Origin of the sequence: Staphylococcus sp. FSL W8-0304 (genome assembly GCF_038006565.1) — a bacterium.
GTDB classification, from domain to species: Bacteria; Bacillota; Bacilli; order Staphylococcales; family Staphylococcaceae; genus Staphylococcus; species Staphylococcus epidermidis.
In genome coordinates this window covers 1,022,082-1,038,870 of sequence record NZ_JBBOVL010000001.1, presented here as the reverse complement: position 1 = coordinate 1,038,870, position 16,789 = coordinate 1,022,082, and the positions used below count along the sequence as shown (strand labels likewise).

Genomic DNA, 16,789 nt, shown 5'->3' with positions numbered 1-16,789 from the left:
AATTACCTATTAAGTATATTAACTTAAGACATAATAGTCAATATCGTTTTTCGATTTATTTGTGTAAAAAAATACTTCATATATCATTTTATAATTTTAATTACTAAATGATATGAAATGTTTTCAATAATATTTAATGTTTGCAAGTATAGACTAGGATAGATGTGTAAACATCCTACCTAGTCATATATCCTTGCATTCTGTTAATTAAAGAAGTAAATGTTACAAAACCTTCCTCTTCTAAAAAGTGTCCTCCATCTTCTACTACACGTGTATGTCCATTAAGTGTATTCATCAGCCTTTGTGTTTCCTTGTATGAAACATATTGATCATCTTTAGACGTGAGTCCATAAAATTTATCTACTTGTTCTTTTATTTTATCGTAATCGATGGTTACCCCTTTTAAATCTACATCTTCGTCTATATCTTGTGCATCTTCTTTAAATCCTGCAATACTAAAGAAACCTTCAATGTGATGATGCGTTTCTTCAAGAAATTTTAAGGCAGCGATTGAGCCAAATCCGTGGGTCACAAAATATGTATCTTTTTTACGGATATGTAGTTGTTGTCTCATTTCATTAACCCACTCATCAATTTGTGCATGATCATTTGCTTCAAGATTGAATAAAGAAACATTATACCCTTCCAAAGTTAAATTATGCCTTAACCATTCATACCAATGATTTTTAGAATTACCATGTTTTGAGTGTACAATAATAATGTCTGTCATCTTTCCCCTCACTCCTTTATTAATTCTATTGTAAATAAAAACACTTTAAAAAGAAATCGAATAAGTTTCATTGCCTTATATTTATAGCGTAAATCTAACTTATTACATTCTTCTAATTAAAGTGTCATTATACTATTATAACTCTTCTAATATTTCCTCAACTGCATTCTTTCCTTGTTGTATGCAGTCTGGTAAACCAACAGCTTCAAACGGTGCCCCTGTAACACGTAATCTAGGATAAGTTGTTTTAATATGTTGTTGAATTTCTTTAATCATTTTAATATGACCCACGTGGTATTGGGGCATACTCTTAGGTAACCGATTTACAATTGTAAAATCAGGATTCCCTGAGATGGTCATCATTTGGCTTAAGTCTTTTCTAACAATTGATACTATTTCTTCATCGGTGTGATCATCTACTACAGTATCACCTGGTTTTCCTATATATGCTCGAATTAAAACTTTACCTTCTGGAGTAGTAAATGGCCATTTCTTTGATGTCCAAGTACATGCAGTAATATCCGTTTGACTTGTTCTTGCAATAACAAAGCCAGTTCCATCGTACGTATTGGTAATATTTTTCTCATCAAACGCTAAAACAACTGTTGCGACAGTAGTAGAATCCATGTTCTTAAAATAATCAAATGCAGGATCGTGACTAAACCAATTCAAAAATACTTGATGTGGCGTAGTTACAAGTAAGCCATTAAATTTCTCTTTAGTGTCATCTTCTAATAAAATTTCATAATCCTTTTGCGAAATCAATATATCTTTGACTGGCGTGTTATATCGTATGTGGACACCTTTACTTTCAATATCTTTAACAAGGGCCTCTATAAAAGAACTCAAACCATGTCTAAACTGTTTGAATTGTCCTTTAGGAGCACCTGGATATAATTGACGTTTCTTAATACGTTGTTCTTTTTCATCTTTCATTCCTTTAATTAAACTACCAAATTGTTCCTCTTTTTCTTTAAAATTAGGAAATGTACTCATTAAGCTCAATTGATCAATATCAGTACCATAAATACCACCCATTAGTGGTTCAATTAAGTTCTCTAATACTTCATTACCTAATCGTTGTCTAAAGAAACTACCAACAGAAATATCATTTTCAATTTCTATCGGTTTTTTAAACAAATCAAGTCCCGCTCTTAATTTACCAATAGGTGAAATGAGTCTTGTTTTAATAAATGGTTTAATATCTGTAGGAATTCCCATAATTGAGCCACCAGGAATAGGATATAATTTATTTTTAGCAAAAATATAAGATTGACCAGTAGTATTTGTAATAAGGTCATTTTCTAATCCAATATCTTTTGCCACATCAGTCATAATTGTCTTACGACCTAAATAAGACTCAGGGCCTAACTCAATTGTGTAACCATCTGATCTATATGTTTGAATCTTTCCACCTACTCTATTTGAGGCTTCGAAAATAGTTACTTCAATAGAAGGGTCTTGTTTTTTTATGAAATATGCGCTAGATAAACCAGTGATTCCCGCTCCAATAATTGCCACTTTCTTACTCACTTTTCTCACGCTCCCTTTCAGAATTGCTTAAAAATTTATTAAAATACGCTATATACTGGTTCTAAAAAAAGTATAAAAACAATTCCCCCTATTAAATGGAGGAATTGTTTTGTTTAATAGGTTTGGATGACAGACTCATTTATATATGTGATTGAATTTCGTCAACAATAGCACCGATAAATAATGGATGTGTGTTAGGCATTTCTGGACGATAGTAATTTACCCCAATATCGTCACAAACCACTTTACATTCATAATCATTATCATAAAGCACCTCTAAATGTTCACAAACAAAACCGACTGGCGTATAGATAAAGTGCTTATACTGATGCTCCTTATATAAATCACGAGTTAAATCTTGGACATCTGGACCTAACCAAGGTGTTCCAGTATTACCCTCTGATTGCCACCCTTCAGCAACATGGATAATATTAGATTCCTGTTTAAGAATTTCCGCTGTTTCATGCAATTCATGAGGATATGGATCATTATTTCTTTCAATTAAACCTTTTGGTAAACTATGTGCAGAAACTACTAATACAGTCTCATCATGTTCTTGACTAGGTATTTGTTCTAATGTTTCATTAATTTTTTCTGTCCAATATTTAATAAATTTTGGCTGTTGATAATAGTGTTTAATATGTGTTAACTGGATACCATATTCATCTGCTTTTTCTTGAGCACGTTGATCATAAGAGCCAACAGAAAAACTAGAATAATGAGGTGCAAGTACAACTGTTACTGCTTCTTTAATTCCATCATTATGCATTTGTTCTACTGCTTCTTCAATATATGGAGATATATGTTTTAATCCAAGATAAAGTTTAAAATTCACATCATCTCGTTCTTTATTTAGTGCGTCAAGTAATGCTTCCGCTTGACGATCGGTTGTTCCTGCCAAAGGAGAAAGGCCACCAATAAATTCATATCTATCCTTTAAATCTTGCAGTTCTTCTTCAGTTGGTTTTTTTCCACGTCTAATATCAGTGTAATAAGGCTCTATATCGCTTTCTTTATATGGTGTGCCATACGCCATTACTAATAAGCCTATTGTTTTAGTCATTAATAAAAACCTTCCTTTTAAATCTTTAATTTGAATCAATGAAGTAAGGTTTGGAATCTAACCAAATCTTTAAAAACTATTTCGCTGTATAATTATGAACAAATTCAGTCACTTTTCGCAAGGTTTCTGGTTTAACTTCTGGAAATACACCGTGACCTAAATTGAAAATATGCTTTCCGCGATCTAAACCTTGATTTAAAATGTCTTTGAGTCGTGATTCTATGACATCCCATGGAGCTAACAGTAAAGACGGGTCTAAATTACCTTGAATTGCTTTATTTACTCCCATTTTGTCAGCTTGCTTTATTGAAGTTCTCCAATCAAGCCCTAGTACATCTATCGGTAAATCATTCCATTCATTAATTAAATGACTTGCACCGACACCAAAAAGAATGATAGGTACATCATAATAAGCTTTAATGCCAGAAATCAATTTATTCATGGCCGGCTTAATATAATAGCGATAGTCCTTCACATTAAGTGCACCAACCCATGAATCAAAAATCTGAATGATTTCCGCTCCTGCTTCAACTTGTGCTACAACATAGTCAATAGAAATGTCGACGAGATGGTTCATTATAGCGAACCATGTTTCCTCATCTCTATACATCATCGCTTTAGTAAAATTATAATTTTTTGAAGGCCCCCCCTCAATCATATAAGATGCTAAAGTAAATGGTGCTCCTGTAAAACCTATTAAAGGTACATTAAGTTTTTCTTCTGTGAGTAACTTAATTGTATCTAATACATATGGGACATCTCTTTTAGGATCTATTTGCGATAGCTTTTCTACATCTTTAACAGTTTGAATAGGATTGGAAATTACAGGTCCTATCCCTGATTTAATTTCGACATCTACACCAATTGGTTTGAGTGGTGTCATAATATCTTTATACAATACTGCCGCATCGGTTTGATAATTATCTACTGGTAAATGTGTCACATATGCACACAATTCCGGTTGATGCGTGATTTCAAATAGAGAATATTTTTCTTTTAATTTTCGATACTCAGGTTGAGAACGTCCAGCCTGTCTCATAAACCAAACAGGTGTATGTGACGTACTTTCTCCTTTTATAGCTTTTAAAATTGTATCGTTTTTGCTGCGCACCCTTGAGTCCCCCCACAATTGAATCATTCTTACCAATGATAGCATATTGTACTTAATTAAGTATTTTAATATGCTTAAATGTCACAAAAAAGACATACTACATTTGACTGTATCAAGTGGATAAAATTCTTTAATAAGAGATCTTTTATTTTCTAAAAGTTGGATAGATATTAAATTACACGACTAATATTAAATAATTTATGATTTTGCTTAATTTGACATCTAAAAATAAGTTACTTTTTATACAAATTAATCAACTTTATTTGTATATAGAAAAGTAGGCTCGTATAATAAATTAAAACAAAGGAGGAATGAGCCATGTATTTATATACATCTTATGGGACTTATCATTTTTTAAATCAAATTAAACTTAATCATCAAGAACGTAGTTTATTTCAATTTTCTACTAATGATTCTTCAGTAATCTTAGAAGAGTCTGAGTGAAAATCAATCTTAAAACATCCTAGTGCATATCAAGTGATTGATAGCATAGGTGAATTTAGCGAACATCATTTTTATAGTGCTATTTTTGTTCCTACATCTGAAGACCATCGTCAACAGTTAGAGAAAAAATTATTACACGTAGACGTACCTTTAAGTAATTTTGGTGGTTTTAAAAGCTATCGTTTATTAAAACCAACTGAGGGGTCTACCTACAAAATTTACTTTGGTTTTGCAAATCGAACAGCATATGAAGATTTCAAAGCTTCTAATATATTTAAGGAAAACTTTTCAAAAGATGCATTGAGCCAATACTTTGGTGCTAGTGGTCAACATTCCAGTTACTTTGAAAGATATTTATATCCAATAGAAGATCATTAATTAGTTAAAACAAATTATATATTCAACAATTTTAAACACAGTTATTTAGTCTACTTATTAATTATAAGGATTGATGTTAAGAGACATTTCAACTGTGGATAGATATCTTTCAAATTGCATTTTCTATAGAATTTCTAAGTGCATTTTTCTATTTGTGGCAATTGTTTATACGACAAGATGCCTGTGACATCACACATGGTCATAGGCATCTTTTTGTATATAGTTAAATACTTTTACTTATTCTCATTTACAATGATTAAAACTCCGATTTTACTCTATCTTTAATTTAGCCAAGATGTATAACCTCTTAGCTATAGATTTAATTAGAGGCCATTTAATCCTCAAACTCATCTCAACTTTTATTTAAAAAAGTAACATCCATATTTACTATGGAAGTTACCGAATGATTTATAGTTGTAATATAATCTCGTTATATTAAAAAACAAAATGAAAGAGTTTTTGAACTGTTCCGTTTTCAATGATAATGAATAGACCTAAACCAATATAGACTATTGACATTATCCACCTACTAAACCTTTCAATGATTTCACCTAGGCCAGGTATATTAGCTAATTTTTGAGCGGTAAAGACAAGAATAAAAATTAAGATTAAAAATGTGATTAAAGTAATAACTAATTCATAATTATTTATAGTAGTGAAATATGGTACAAATAATCCAATATTATCTGCACCACAACTTGCTAGTGTGACTACTGCAACAGATTTTGATAACTCAGATAATCCTTTTTTATTTAGTTCATCTTTAGCTCTTCTTTCCCCTTCACAATCATCGAATATAGCAACCTTAATTCCTAAATAAATTGGTATAAGACCAAGCAATCCTAAAATCCATTTATCTGGTACATAGTTAAGTACATAAGCCAAAAACAAACTGACAATAATTAAAGTTAATGACCCTAGATATTGTCCAATATAAATATCTTTGTACTGTTGATAATTGTTTGCTCTTGCAAAAAAGATTAATAATATGACTAATAAATCAACCGCTGTAGCAATATACAGGATGGCGGCTGTCGTTATCGTTTCAAACATTCAATCCCTCTTTTGACTATATTGAATTAAAATAAAGTTTACTCTAACTAAATTTGATTTAGTCACGTAATAATGTTTCTTGATATTTTAATTTTTTAATTGTATTTCGAATGGTTAGCCAACCTACTATAAAGAATAATACAGCAAAAAAGAATAATTCATGGTGTTTGATTACATATACAATCGTAAATGTAATAGCGATGATGATCATCAAGCGATTTAAAAATTGCTGATATCCTGTAATTACTTTTGTATCAGATACAGGCCAAACTTGAGGCCATAAACCGTATGCTTGCTGCGTATAAAATTGAGACATCTGTAATAAAATAATATACATAAACAAACTACCGATAATTAATGAAACAACTGGTTGTGATAACCATACCATTAATATCAAAGCGATAATAACTAATCTTAAAATAATAGAAAAAGCATCGCGTCCTCTGACAAAACTTCTTATAAATAAATATAAGTACATACGATTCTCATTGAATTTAGTGCCTTTAGGAACGGGTAGTAAGAAATCAAGATAACTACGACGTACTGCTGATTCTCTTAGGTGTTTTACATCTGTAAACATATTAACGAATTTATAATAATTTGTGTGGTGTTGTTGTTCAATTGCAATCACTTTTTCCCAAGGAAGCAAATAGTGATTCGCTCTACTCTTTAGGACTAAATAAATTACAAATAATAAAATCATTATTAAAAAAGCTAAATAGTTATGAAATTTTAAAATCATGTAATGCGTTACTGCTAAAGGTATAAATAATAATAAGTTGATAATGAACACATTTTTATTTAATTTAACCCATTGCCATTTGATGAGTAATACCAAATATGGATATAGCAATGTACTTATAGAAAATGCGATATAAAATCCATAATCACTGTGACTTAATTTATAAAACAATGGAAAGAACACGATTAGCAAAATGAATGGTAAACTGATTCTTGAAATATAACTATAAAACAGACTTGCTTTAATATAATTTTTCATGTGTCTTTCAAAAGGTAGTAAGAAGATTTGGTCCGCTTCTTTCATGAGTGTACGAATTGGGAATAATGAAACAACAGCTATTGCTATACTAGCAAATAGTGCATAGTCTATTTGAGGAGGAATGTGACTTAACCATTCGCCATATCCAAATATAAATGCTCCTAATAGTATAAGTAGAAAAACTGTAAAGTGACCATTAAATATAAATTTATTATAATAGTTTTTCTCCTTACGTATAGCGTGTTGTCGTTTTCTAAACAAAGTTAACGCCTCGTTATTCATAAGCACTACTACCTTGCGTGACATGAATGTAAATATCATCTAAAGTTTTATCTTTTAATCCTGTTTGTTCCCGTAACTCTTCAAGATTACCAAATGCAACAATTTCACCTTTATCCAAAATAATAAATCTATCACAATACCTTTCGGCTGTAGCCAAAATATGTGTACTCATTAACACTGTTCGATTTTCATTTCTTTTTTCTACCATTAAATCTAACATAGACTGTATCCCCAAAGGATCTAAACCGAGGAAAGGTTCGTCAATAATATATAATTCTGGATCAACTATAAATGCACAAATAATCATCACTTTTTGTTTCATTCCTTTAGAAAAATGACTTGGAAATACTTTAAGTTCATTTTCTAATCTAAAAACTTTAAGCAATGGTTTAGCTCGACGCATAGCCTCTTCTCTACTTAATTGATAAGCCATCGCCGTCATTTCAATGTGCTCCTCTAAAGTTAGTTCATCATAGATGACTGGTGATTCAGGTATATAAGATAACTTTCTTCTATAATTTTCAATATCTTCATTAATTCTAATATTTGAAATTGATAATTTGCCTTCCATTGGATTAATCAATCCTAGCATATGTTTAATTGTAGTACTTTTCCCAGCACCATTTAGACCTATTAAACCTACAATTTCACCTTTTTCTAATTCAAAATTCAAATCTTTAATTACAGGTTTTTTTCCATATCCGCCTGTAAGATGTTCAACTTTTACTGTCATAAGGCACCTCCATTGACTTTATTGTATCAAAAAAAATTATATAGACCTAAAAATAATCTTTACAATGATGTAGTTTTAAAAAATGAATGATATAATATGAACAAACATTTGTAGAGGAGTGTCATTATTATGTCAGAAACGATATTCAGTAAAATTATCTCAGGTGAGATTCCTAGTTTTAAGATATATGAAAATGATTATGTCTATGCATTCCTTGATATATCTCAAGTTTCAAAAGGACATACGCTACTAGTACCTAAAAAACCTTCAGCAAATATATTTGAAACTGATGAAGAGACAATGAAACACATAGGGGTTGCTTTACCTAAAGTGGCAAATGCAATCAAAAAAGCATTTCACCCTGACGGCTTGAACATTATTCAAAATAATGGTGAATATGCCGATCAATCAGTATTTCACATTCATTTCCATTTAATACCGAGATATGAAAATGATATAGACGGATTTGGCTATAAATGGGAAACACATGAAGATGTAATCGATGATGAAACTAAACAAAAAATAGCAACACAAATTCAAGCACAAATGTCTTAATCATGCATATTTCTTGTTATACTGGGTATGAAATAACTATTACAATTATCCGACAAATAAAGTGAGGAGAATCATAATGAAAGTCTCAAGAATATTATTTGGTTTAGGTGTAGGTGCTGTTGCAGGATTTGCAGTTGCTTTAAGACATCGTGATGACCAAAGCGTAAAAAATCATACGATTGATGCTAGTCAACCCACTGGCGCTCAATCAGAATTACAACGTGAAATAGAGAATATGAAACAATCCTTCAATGATATTCTTAATTACGGTTCACAAATCAAGAATGAAAGTATTGAATTTGGAAGTTCAATTGGTGAAGAGTTTAAAGGATTGATTGGTAATTTTAAATCAGACATTAATCCAAACATCGAAAAATTACAAAGTCACATCGAAAATTTACAAAACCGTGGCGAAGATATTAGTAATAACCTTTCAAAAGATAAGTAGTTTAAAACTATGGCAACTAAGCCATAGTTTTTTTACTTCTAAATCATAGACAGCTCAAACTTTTCACTGAGCAAAACCAACAAATATTGGCAATATCTATTGACTATTGAGCAAAAGACATAGATAATACGTAACAAATATTAACATAGAGAAGAGGCATATATTATGTTTTTATGTACTCGCCAAATCGATATACATGCACGGTTCGGTATTCAAAGAATTGCATTTTTAAGTTTAGTTGCGACAATATTTACATTTTTAGTTAGTTATGAAGTGATGTATTATTTTTTAGATACACCACTTTCAGATAGACATTTTTTTGTACTCGTAGTGTTTATATTGCTCATGTACCCTATTCATAAAATAGTACATCTTTTATTCTTTTTGCCCTATTATAAATCTTTTAAAATCCATAAACTATCTAGTAAGAAATGGGTACCATATTTTAATACTTATGTTAATACGCCTGTTCACAAAATTTATTTTTGTATTAATCTCATTCTACCCATCTTTTTCTTATCTGGTATCTTTATAATGCTGAGTATATATTTACCTCAATATGGACATTATTTTATGTTTTTATTATCACTTAACATAGGCTGTTCAATGATGGATATTTTATATTTAAAGATACTTTTATTTTCAAATGATGGACACTATGTCGAAGAACATCAATCGGGTCTTCATATTTTAAACAAGGTAGACAATCCTTATACACAACACTGATTTTTAAAATCATTTACAAAGATTAGATGCAACATTCTTTATATTTATAAATAAAATATGCATAATTAAATCGCTATCAATTATGTAGCTATACCCCCTTTCCTTGTCATACTATAGTCTGAGGAAAGGGGTTTCTAATTGGTTGATGATTAATAATATGTTATATTTACGATGATTAATACATAAAGGAGCTATCAACTTATGAAATTAATGAATAAAATTATTGTACCCGTAACTGCAAGTGCACTTTTGTTAGGTGCCTGCGGTTCAAATGCAACTGAATCGAAGGATAACACACTTATTTCTTCTAAAGCTGGTGATGTTAAAGTTGCTGACGTAATGAAAAAAATGGGCAAAGAACAAATTGCAAACACATCTTTTAGTATTGTATTAAACAAAATTTTAGCAGATAAATATAAAGATAAAGTAGATACAAAAGATATTGATAAAGATATTAAAAAAGAAGAGAAACAATACGGTGGTAAGGATCAATTTGAAAGCATGCTAAAACAACAAGGTATGTCACTTGATGATTATAAAGAGCAGAAGAAATTATCAGCTTATCAGAAACAATTGTTACTAGATAAAGTTAATGTATCAGATAAAGAAATCAAAGAAAACTCTAAAAAAGCATCACACATTTTAATTAAAGTTAAATCTAAATCTAGCGATAAAGAAGGTTTATCAGATAAAAAAGCGAAAGAAAAAGCTGAAAAAATTCAAAAAGAAGTAGAAAAGAATCCAAATAAGTTTGGAGAAATAGCGAAAAAAGAATCAATGGATAGTTCTTCAGCTAAGAAGGATGGTTCATTAGGTTATGTGATTAAAGGTCAAATGGTAGATAGCTTCGAAAAAGCACTATTTAAATTAAAAGAAGGAGAAGTTTCTAAAGTCGTAAAAACAGACTATGGCTATCACATTATAAAAGCAGATAAAGAAACTGATTTTAATAGTGAAAAATCAAATATCAAACAAAAATTAATCGAAGAAAAAGTACAGAAGAAACCTAAATTATTAACTGATGCATACAAAGAATTACTAAAAGAGTATAAAGTGGACTACAAAGATAGAGATATTAAAAAAGCAATTGAGGATTCTATTCTTGATCCAGATAAATTAAAACAACAACAACAGCAACAACAATCACAAGGTGGTTCTGGATTAACTAATTCAGGTTCATAATTCCTTTCTAACATGATTGTCGTAAGTTGAAATATTCATCACTCATGTTATAATATAGTTAACAAAGATATCTATCATATATGCACTAACCCCCTTACTATGCCAGTAGTAAGGGGGTTTTAGTGTGGCTAAATTTAAAATTGTCGCCTATCGATGTTTGTCATTACGTTGACGTAGCCAATGCGTAAACAACGCAACTATACAACCACTAATAACAGTGGTGATGATGTGTACAAAGATATCTAAAATCATATATGCACCTCCTTCCCTTCGTCATATGACGCCTGAGAAGTAAAGTTAGGCGACTAATTTATTATAACACGTTGATTAACAAACATTAAAAAAGTACAAAGACTCTAAGAATAGATACTTCTTTAAAATTATCTATTCATTAAAGGTAACTTTGTACTATTGAACCTGAATTTAATCAAGTGTTGTTGGATTATAAAATTGTCTATTTTCTAAACCAAAAATTCTTTCTGTAAATTGACCTTTTTCTGTTTTTTTGAAAGCTTTATCAAACATGTTCATTTTAGCATCAATATTATCTATAAAATAAAGTATTTCAGCTTCCTTTAAATGAGGCAATTTAGGCGATCCGAACTCCATTTTACCATGATGCGCTAAAATCATATGTCTAAGTAACATTACCTCTTCTCCATCAATACCTAACTCTTTGGCTGTTTCAGCAACTTCATCACTTGCTATAGAGATATGACCAAGTAAATTTCCTTCAACAGTATAGGTCGTCGCAACTGGACCACTCAATTCTCTTACTTTACCTAAATCATGCAAAATGATAGCACTGTATAATAGACTTCTATTCAACAGAGGATAAATATCACATATAGATTTTGCTATACGCAACATTGTTAAAACATGATAACTTAATCCACTCGCAAAATTATGATGATGCGAACTTGCTGCTGGATAAGTGAAAAAACGATCTTGATACTTTTTAATTAAATGTCTAGTAATGCGTTGTAAGTTTGCATTTTCAATATCTAACATAAAATGCGATAATTCCTCTTGTATTTCTGAGGGCGACATTGGCGCACCGTCAACAAAGTCTTTAGTTGACACTTTGTCTTCAGCTTGTGCAAGACGTATTTGATGTATTTTCATCTGTTTGCGTCCACGATAATTGATGATATCACCTTTGACATGAACTATTGTTTCTGGCTTTAAAGTTTGCATATCATCTTTCGTAGCAGTCCATAATTTAGCTTCAATATCACCACTTTTATCTTGCAGAAATAGTGTCATGTAATCTTTACCCTGAGCTGTAACACCTTGAGTTGCACGATGAATCAAGAAAAAATGATCCACTGAGTCGCCGGGATTTAATTTTTCTACATTTCTCATTTTTTCCCGCCCTCCTGTAATTTATTTAAAGTTAATACTTCTTTGGCCGGTATGACATGATCTTTTGTACAAGTAAAATAAAGTATTTGATAATGTTCTGATAGTTCTCTCAAATATTTCAACATACGCTCTTTACGATATTTATCAAAATGAACAAATGCATCATCTACAATCACTGGGAATGGATAGTACGGTTTTAATACTTTAATAAGACTAATACGTAAAGCCACATATAATAATTCTTTTGTAGATTGACTCAACTCAACTGGCTCAAATACTTGTCCGTTAGAATGCTTTACATGTATTTTATGATTTTCAGTATAATTAATCATATTGTAAGTACCATTTGTTAAATTTTTAAAAATAGATACAGCTTCATTAATCACTTGTGGTAGACGCTTATCCTTTATTTGCTTGATATGTTCTTCCACTAAAGCTTGCATATAACTTAAGCTTGCCCAATCCTTAGCAATATCGTTAAGTCTATTTTTTAAGCTATAATATTCATGTCTTAATTGTGCTAAAGTTCTATCTGTTTCCATATGATTAATCTGAGCATTTAAATCACTAACTTCTGCCTGCATTTCTAAAAATTGATCATTGTAATCGTCAACTTGTTTAGCCAATCTATGATCTTCTTCTTCTAGTTGAGCAGTAGTTTTCTCACTTAATTGCGAACTCATTTCATAAGTATAATTTTGATTTTCTAAATATTGATTTAAATCATTAAATCGATTTAAATCATTTTGATAGGTTTCAAAATGATGATGATGTGTATAATAATCTTCTTCATTATCTACATCAACATAATCAAATAATTCCTTAATCATTTGATTCGTTTCACTTAAGCGTGACTTCAATTGCTTTAATTCATTATTGAGTAATTGCATTTCATTTTGATTTTTATTCCAAGCCTCATTTTGTTCCTCTGCATTTTTTAACCACTGTTTCACATCATGGAAGAAAGACATCTGATTAAATTGTTTTAGATGTGGTTCAGTTACAGATTGTGCACGTTCATAAAAGTGATTGATATCTTTTAGTAGATTCTTGCGTTGTTGATTTAAATCAATAATGTATTTATCATGCGCTTTAATTTGACTAATGGTTGAGACACTCTCAACCACTAATTCATCTGAAAGTTTTTCTGATAAATGTAACTCTTTTTTTATTTCAATGATGCTATTTTTTAGACTATCAAGTCGCTCATTTGCAGTCGTTAATGATTGATTGATATATTGATGTTTTTCTTCAAGTATTTTTTTATTTTTCTTGGCATGGCGCCATTGTTCACGAACTCGTTGTTGATGTTCTAAATCGAAGTCAAGATTATATTCTTTTTCAAGTTGTGTGAGTTGGTTTTCTAAATCATTAATTTCTTGACTTATTGCTGTGCTATAATCTACTGCTTTAGATTTAGAAAAGATGATACCTACTACAAAAATCACAGTTAATAGAGCAAATATTACTCCAAAAATAAGATTTGCAGTGAAAAAAGAAAATATAGAAAGTGCTGCTGCTAGAATAGTCAAAACAATAAATCCTATTCTTAAAAACTTTTGTCTTTTATTTTTTTGTGTTTGTTCTTCTTCAAAAGTTTCTTTTAACTTTTCATATAAGTTCTCTTTTTCATGTAATTCTAAAACTTGTTGTGTATATTCCTTTTTCTTGTCAAAGGTTTCGTCAGGAACAAGCTCATTCTCAACTTGATTAATCTCATTAGAATTAGAGTTTCTTTCAATTTTATTTTCTTCAAGTCCACGTTCTAACTGGTTGATATAAGCATTTTGTTCTTGCTTGCCTAACACTAAATCACTCATATGACTTTTCATCGCTTCAGTACTATCTGTGTCGTAAAACACTTCTTGCCAACCGATATTAGATTGAAGAGCTTCTAGTTCACCTTGCTTATCAGCAATATCTTTCTCAATTGAACGTAACTCAAATTCTTTTTGTTTAATTTCAGTCTCTTGTTGATAAAGGCTATTAAATGAATCAATATACTTTTGGTCTACTGGATTGATAGACTCCGCCTCTTTATTTAATAAGCTTAATCTTTCTTCTCGCAAACTTTTATCTCGTTCAAGTGATTGTTTGTGAGATTTGGCAGTTTCGTATCTATCTATCCCTTTTTCAGGAAAATTTATAGGCTCTATATTAAGTGATTGTTCCAACCTTTTCCATTCTTGTGTTTGATCATGTAGAGCAACCTCTTTTTGTTTTCGCTCATGCATTTTTGATAATTGATTTAAATTTTGCTTCAAATTTTCTAGTCTTCTTGATGATTTATCTTTATCGTCTACAAGCCGATGATATGTATCAAGTTTACTTTCTTCATTTCGAATTTGATTTTCTAATTGTTTAAGTTGCTCAATTTGTTGATTAATAATTGGATTTTTTCCAGATTTTTTATATAATTCTTCTTTCTTTTGTCCAATTCTATCTCTCATACTTGTAAATTCAGTTGACCCAAGTGCACCTGCTTCTAATAAGTAATCTTGTAGCTGTTCTTCATCTAGATTTTTATGAATATCTTGAAGACCTAAAACGTCAAAAGAGAATATACCTTGATATGTTTTCTTTGAAATGTAATTAAGTTTTTTATTTAGCCAAACTTCATCTCGTATAGTACCATCTTTAAGATAAATTTTGACATCTCCATGTGCACTTCCCTTGATTCTCTCAACTTCTGCTTCAATGCCATCGTCGAAAATGAGGGATAATTTCCCGCCATATTGATTACCTAATCTTGGTTCTAAACGTGGTTCTTTGGACTTTTTAGTAGGAAATCCGAACAAAATAGAGTGAATAAATGCTTGAATGGTAGATTTACCAGCTTCATTCTCACCAAATATCTCAGTGAATTGACGATTAAATTCAATTTTACGTTGAACAAATTGGCCGTATCCGTATATTTCTAATGATTTAATTATCATTTTGTTCACCTCTCATTTCATCCTTTAAAAGGCTTTCTGCATGATTGACTAACTCAACTTTATCAAATTCATTGTAGTCATCTAAAAACTTAGAAGCCCTTGGATTTAGATATAAATCAGTCATTGCCGAATCAAAAAGTGACGCATCATCAAGTAATTCCGGTGAAAACTCTTTCACTATTGGCATTTCATCATTTTGAACATATTGAAGATTTAAATCTTCAATAAAAACAAATTGGTTTTCGTTTTCTTCGAACTCAGTAATCATTTCTTTTAGTTGAATTAAATCTTGTGGTGCAATTATGTCTTCACTATTAATGCGTACGTTCAATCTATAAAATGATTTACCTTCAGGTCTTACTTTATCTTTAAAAGATTGAATAACATCATAAAGTCCTTGTTTAGATGTATGATCAGTTTCAATTGTAGCTTCTTCAAATTTAATAAATTGAGTAGGATAAAATTGTGAAGTGAGTTTAAGGTGATCACCTTCCACCAATAGACAACCTTTTTCTCCTAATTCATTGAAATGTCTTCCTTGGATATTACCTGGATAGTTAATGACTGGCATATCACTTAACTGTTGACGTTGGTGTATATGTCCTAATGCCCAGTAGTGGTATAAACGTTGATTTAAGTCTTCTAATCTAAATTCAGTATAACGGTCTTTCACCGAAGATTTACTATAAGTTCCATGTAATACACCAATATGAATGCCCTTTTGACCTTGACTCGATGGGTATGCGTCTATTTTATTTTCATAACTCGCATCATTTTGATAGCTGAATCCATGAATATAAATCGTTTCTCCTGATTTAGTAATAGCTTGATATGTCTCCACTTGATTTGAAAATACGGATACGTTATTAGGCCACTGACTTGTTATTTTAGAAGTAAGAGGATCGTGGTTGCCATGGCAAATATAAACAAATATTTGTTCTTTTCTTAGTCTTTCAAATTGTTCATTTAAAAAGACTTCAGCACGCAATGTACGATTCTCACTATCAAATAAATCACCTGCTATAATAATAAAATCGACTTCCTGTTTTAAAGCTAAGTCGACTATGTTTTTAAAACTTTCATATGCACTCTTTTGGACATCTTCAAAAATATTTGGACTGAGATAACTTTTAGATTTGAAAGGACTGTCCAAATGCAAATCAGCACAGTGTATAAATTTAACCATAAGTTTGATTCTCCTTAGAATATCTGCAAAGTTAATTAAAAAAATGTACAAGATTATTTATGCA

Annotated in this window: 15 protein-coding genes and 1 pseudogene; 5 read left to right on the top strand and 11 right to left on the bottom strand. The window is 30.5% G+C overall.

Annotated features, from left to right (window positions below; translation table 11 throughout):
• Positions 1–175 precede the first annotated feature (175 nt).
• The 4 genes from NST35_RS04955 to hemE all read right to left on the bottom strand — a co-directional run bounded on the left by NST35_RS04955 (position 176) and on the right by hemE (position 4,464).
• Positions 176–730: an RBBP9/YdeN family alpha/beta hydrolase gene (locus NST35_RS04955; RefSeq protein ID WP_002457870.1), complete on the bottom strand. Its 555-nt coding sequence runs from the start codon at positions 728–730 to the stop codon at positions 176–178.
• A 135-nt stretch (positions 731–865) separates the two neighbouring features.
• Positions 866–2,263: a protoporphyrinogen oxidase gene (gene hemY / locus NST35_RS04950; RefSeq protein WP_002457871.1), complete on the bottom strand. Its 1,398-nt coding sequence runs from the start codon at positions 2,261–2,263 to the stop codon at positions 866–868.
• Between the two features lie 139 nt (positions 2,264–2,402).
• Complete coding sequence (gene hemH / locus NST35_RS04945) at positions 2,403–3,326, bottom strand: ferrochelatase (RefSeq protein WP_002457872.1); 924 nt, start codon at positions 3,324–3,326, stop codon at positions 2,403–2,405.
• A 76-nt stretch (positions 3,327–3,402) separates the two neighbouring features.
• A complete protein-coding gene (gene hemE, locus NST35_RS04940; RefSeq protein ID WP_002446746.1) occupies positions 3,403–4,464 on the bottom strand; it encodes a uroporphyrinogen decarboxylase in 1,062 nt (353 codons plus the stop codon).
• Between the two features lie 291 nt (positions 4,465–4,755).
• On the opposite strand from hemE, the pseudogene traP reads away from it, so the two are divergent.
• Positions 4,756–5,259: pseudogene (traP, locus tag NST35_RS04935) on the top strand (signal transduction protein TRAP).
• Positions 5,260–5,694: 435 nt separating this feature from the next.
• Here traP and NST35_RS04930 read toward each other — a convergent pair.
• From NST35_RS04930 to ecsA, 3 genes are read right to left on the bottom strand one after another with little or no spacing between them, the layout of a single operon-like run.
• Positions 5,695–6,312 (bottom strand): CadD family cadmium resistance transporter, encoded by a 618-nt coding sequence (locus NST35_RS04930; RefSeq protein WP_002446748.1) that lies wholly within the window; start codon positions 6,310–6,312, stop codon positions 5,695–5,697.
• Positions 6,313–6,370: 58 nt separating this feature from the next.
• On the bottom strand, positions 6,371–7,594 hold the full coding sequence (ecsB, locus tag NST35_RS04925) for an ABC transporter permease EcsB (protein WP_002457874.1): 1,224 nt from the start codon (positions 7,592–7,594) through the stop codon (positions 6,371–6,373).
• A complete protein-coding gene (gene ecsA, locus NST35_RS04920) occupies positions 7,587–8,327 on the bottom strand; it encodes an ABC transporter ATP-binding protein EcsA (RefSeq protein WP_002457875.1) in 741 nt (246 codons plus the stop codon). The genes ecsB and ecsA overlap by 8 nt, the downstream gene beginning before the upstream one ends.
• A gap of 129 nt (positions 8,328–8,456) precedes the next feature.
• Here ecsA and NST35_RS04915 point away from each other — a divergent pair, with 129 nt between their 5' ends.
• The 4 genes from NST35_RS04915 to prsA all read left to right on the top strand — a co-directional run bounded on the left by NST35_RS04915 (position 8,457) and on the right by prsA (position 11,238).
• Entirely contained in the window at positions 8,457–8,882 is a 426-nt protein-coding gene (locus NST35_RS04915) for an HIT family protein (RefSeq protein WP_002446751.1), read from the top strand.
• A gap of 76 nt (positions 8,883–8,958) precedes the next feature.
• Entirely contained in the window at positions 8,959–9,330 is a 372-nt protein-coding gene (locus NST35_RS04910; protein ID WP_002446752.1) for a YtxH domain-containing protein, read from the top strand.
• 165 nt (positions 9,331–9,495) lie between these two features.
• Entirely contained in the window at positions 9,496–10,056 is a 561-nt protein-coding gene (locus NST35_RS04905) for a DUF3267 domain-containing protein (protein WP_002457876.1), read from the top strand.
• Between the two features lie 201 nt (positions 10,057–10,257).
• A complete protein-coding gene (prsA, locus tag NST35_RS04900) occupies positions 10,258–11,238 on the top strand; it encodes a peptidylprolyl isomerase PrsA (RefSeq protein ID WP_002496822.1) in 981 nt (326 codons plus the stop codon).
• 147 nt (positions 11,239–11,385) lie between these two features.
• Here prsA and NST35_RS04895 read toward each other — a convergent pair whose 3' ends face one another.
• The 4 genes from NST35_RS04895 to NST35_RS04880 form a co-directional block, all read right to left on the bottom strand.
• Positions 11,386–11,490: a type I toxin-antitoxin system Fst family toxin gene (locus tag NST35_RS04895; RefSeq protein WP_002440288.1), complete on the bottom strand. Its 105-nt coding sequence runs from the start codon at positions 11,488–11,490 to the stop codon at positions 11,386–11,388.
• A 171-nt stretch (positions 11,491–11,661) separates the two neighbouring features.
• A complete protein-coding gene (gene yhaM / locus NST35_RS04890; protein WP_002446755.1) occupies positions 11,662–12,603 on the bottom strand; it encodes a 3'-5' exoribonuclease YhaM in 942 nt (313 codons plus the stop codon).
• Positions 12,600–15,539, bottom strand: a complete 2,940-nt coding sequence (locus NST35_RS04885; RefSeq protein WP_002457878.1) for an ATP-binding protein — start codon at positions 15,537–15,539, stop codon at positions 12,600–12,602. The genes yhaM and NST35_RS04885 overlap by 4 nt, the downstream gene beginning before the upstream one ends.
• Positions 15,529–16,725, bottom strand: a complete 1,197-nt coding sequence (locus NST35_RS04880) for a metallophosphoesterase family protein (protein WP_002457879.1) — start codon at positions 16,723–16,725, stop codon at positions 15,529–15,531. The genes NST35_RS04885 and NST35_RS04880 overlap by 11 nt, the downstream gene beginning before the upstream one ends.
• Positions 16,726–16,789 lie beyond the last annotated feature (64 nt).

Bases quoted from the DNA above. Each gene is read 5' to 3' on its own strand.
- ecsA (WP_002457875.1), bottom strand. From the start codon at position 8,327: ATGACAGTAAAAGTTGAACATCTTACAGGCGGATATGGAAAAAAACCT.
- NST35_RS04880 (WP_002457879.1), bottom strand. From the start codon at position 16,725: ATGGTTAAATTTATACACTGTGCTGATTTGCATTTGGACAGTCCTTTC.
- NST35_RS04905 (WP_002457876.1), top strand. From the start codon at position 9,496: ATGTTTTTATGTACTCGCCAAATCGATATACATGCACGGTTCGGTATT.
- NST35_RS04910 (WP_002446752.1), top strand. From the start codon at position 8,959: ATGAAAGTCTCAAGAATATTATTTGGTTTAGGTGTAGGTGCTGTTGCA.
- hemE (WP_002446746.1), bottom strand. From the start codon at position 4,464: ATGATTCAATTGTGGGGGGACTCAAGGGTGCGCAGCAAAAACGATACA.
- NST35_RS04885 (WP_002457878.1), bottom strand. From the start codon at position 15,539: ATGATAATTAAATCATTAGAAATATACGGATACGGCCAATTTGTTCAA.
- hemH (WP_002457872.1), bottom strand. From the start codon at position 3,326: ATGACTAAAACAATAGGCTTATTAGTAATGGCGTATGGCACACCATAT.
- prsA (WP_002496822.1), top strand. From the start codon at position 10,258: ATGAAATTAATGAATAAAATTATTGTACCCGTAACTGCAAGTGCACTT.
- yhaM (WP_002446755.1), bottom strand. From the start codon at position 12,603: ATGAGAAATGTAGAAAAATTAAATCCCGGCGACTCAGTGGATCATTTT.
- NST35_RS04895 (WP_002440288.1), bottom strand. From the start codon at position 11,490: ATGATTTTAGATATCTTTGTACACATCATCACCACTGTTATTAGTGGT.
- NST35_RS04915 (WP_002446751.1), top strand. From the start codon at position 8,457: ATGTCAGAAACGATATTCAGTAAAATTATCTCAGGTGAGATTCCTAGT.
- NST35_RS04930 (WP_002446748.1), bottom strand. From the start codon at position 6,312: ATGTTTGAAACGATAACGACAGCCGCCATCCTGTATATTGCTACAGCG.
- ecsB (WP_002457874.1), bottom strand. From the start codon at position 7,594: ATGAATAACGAGGCGTTAACTTTGTTTAGAAAACGACAACACGCTATA.
- NST35_RS04955 (WP_002457870.1), bottom strand. From the start codon at position 730: ATGACAGACATTATTATTGTACACTCAAAACATGGTAATTCTAAAAAT.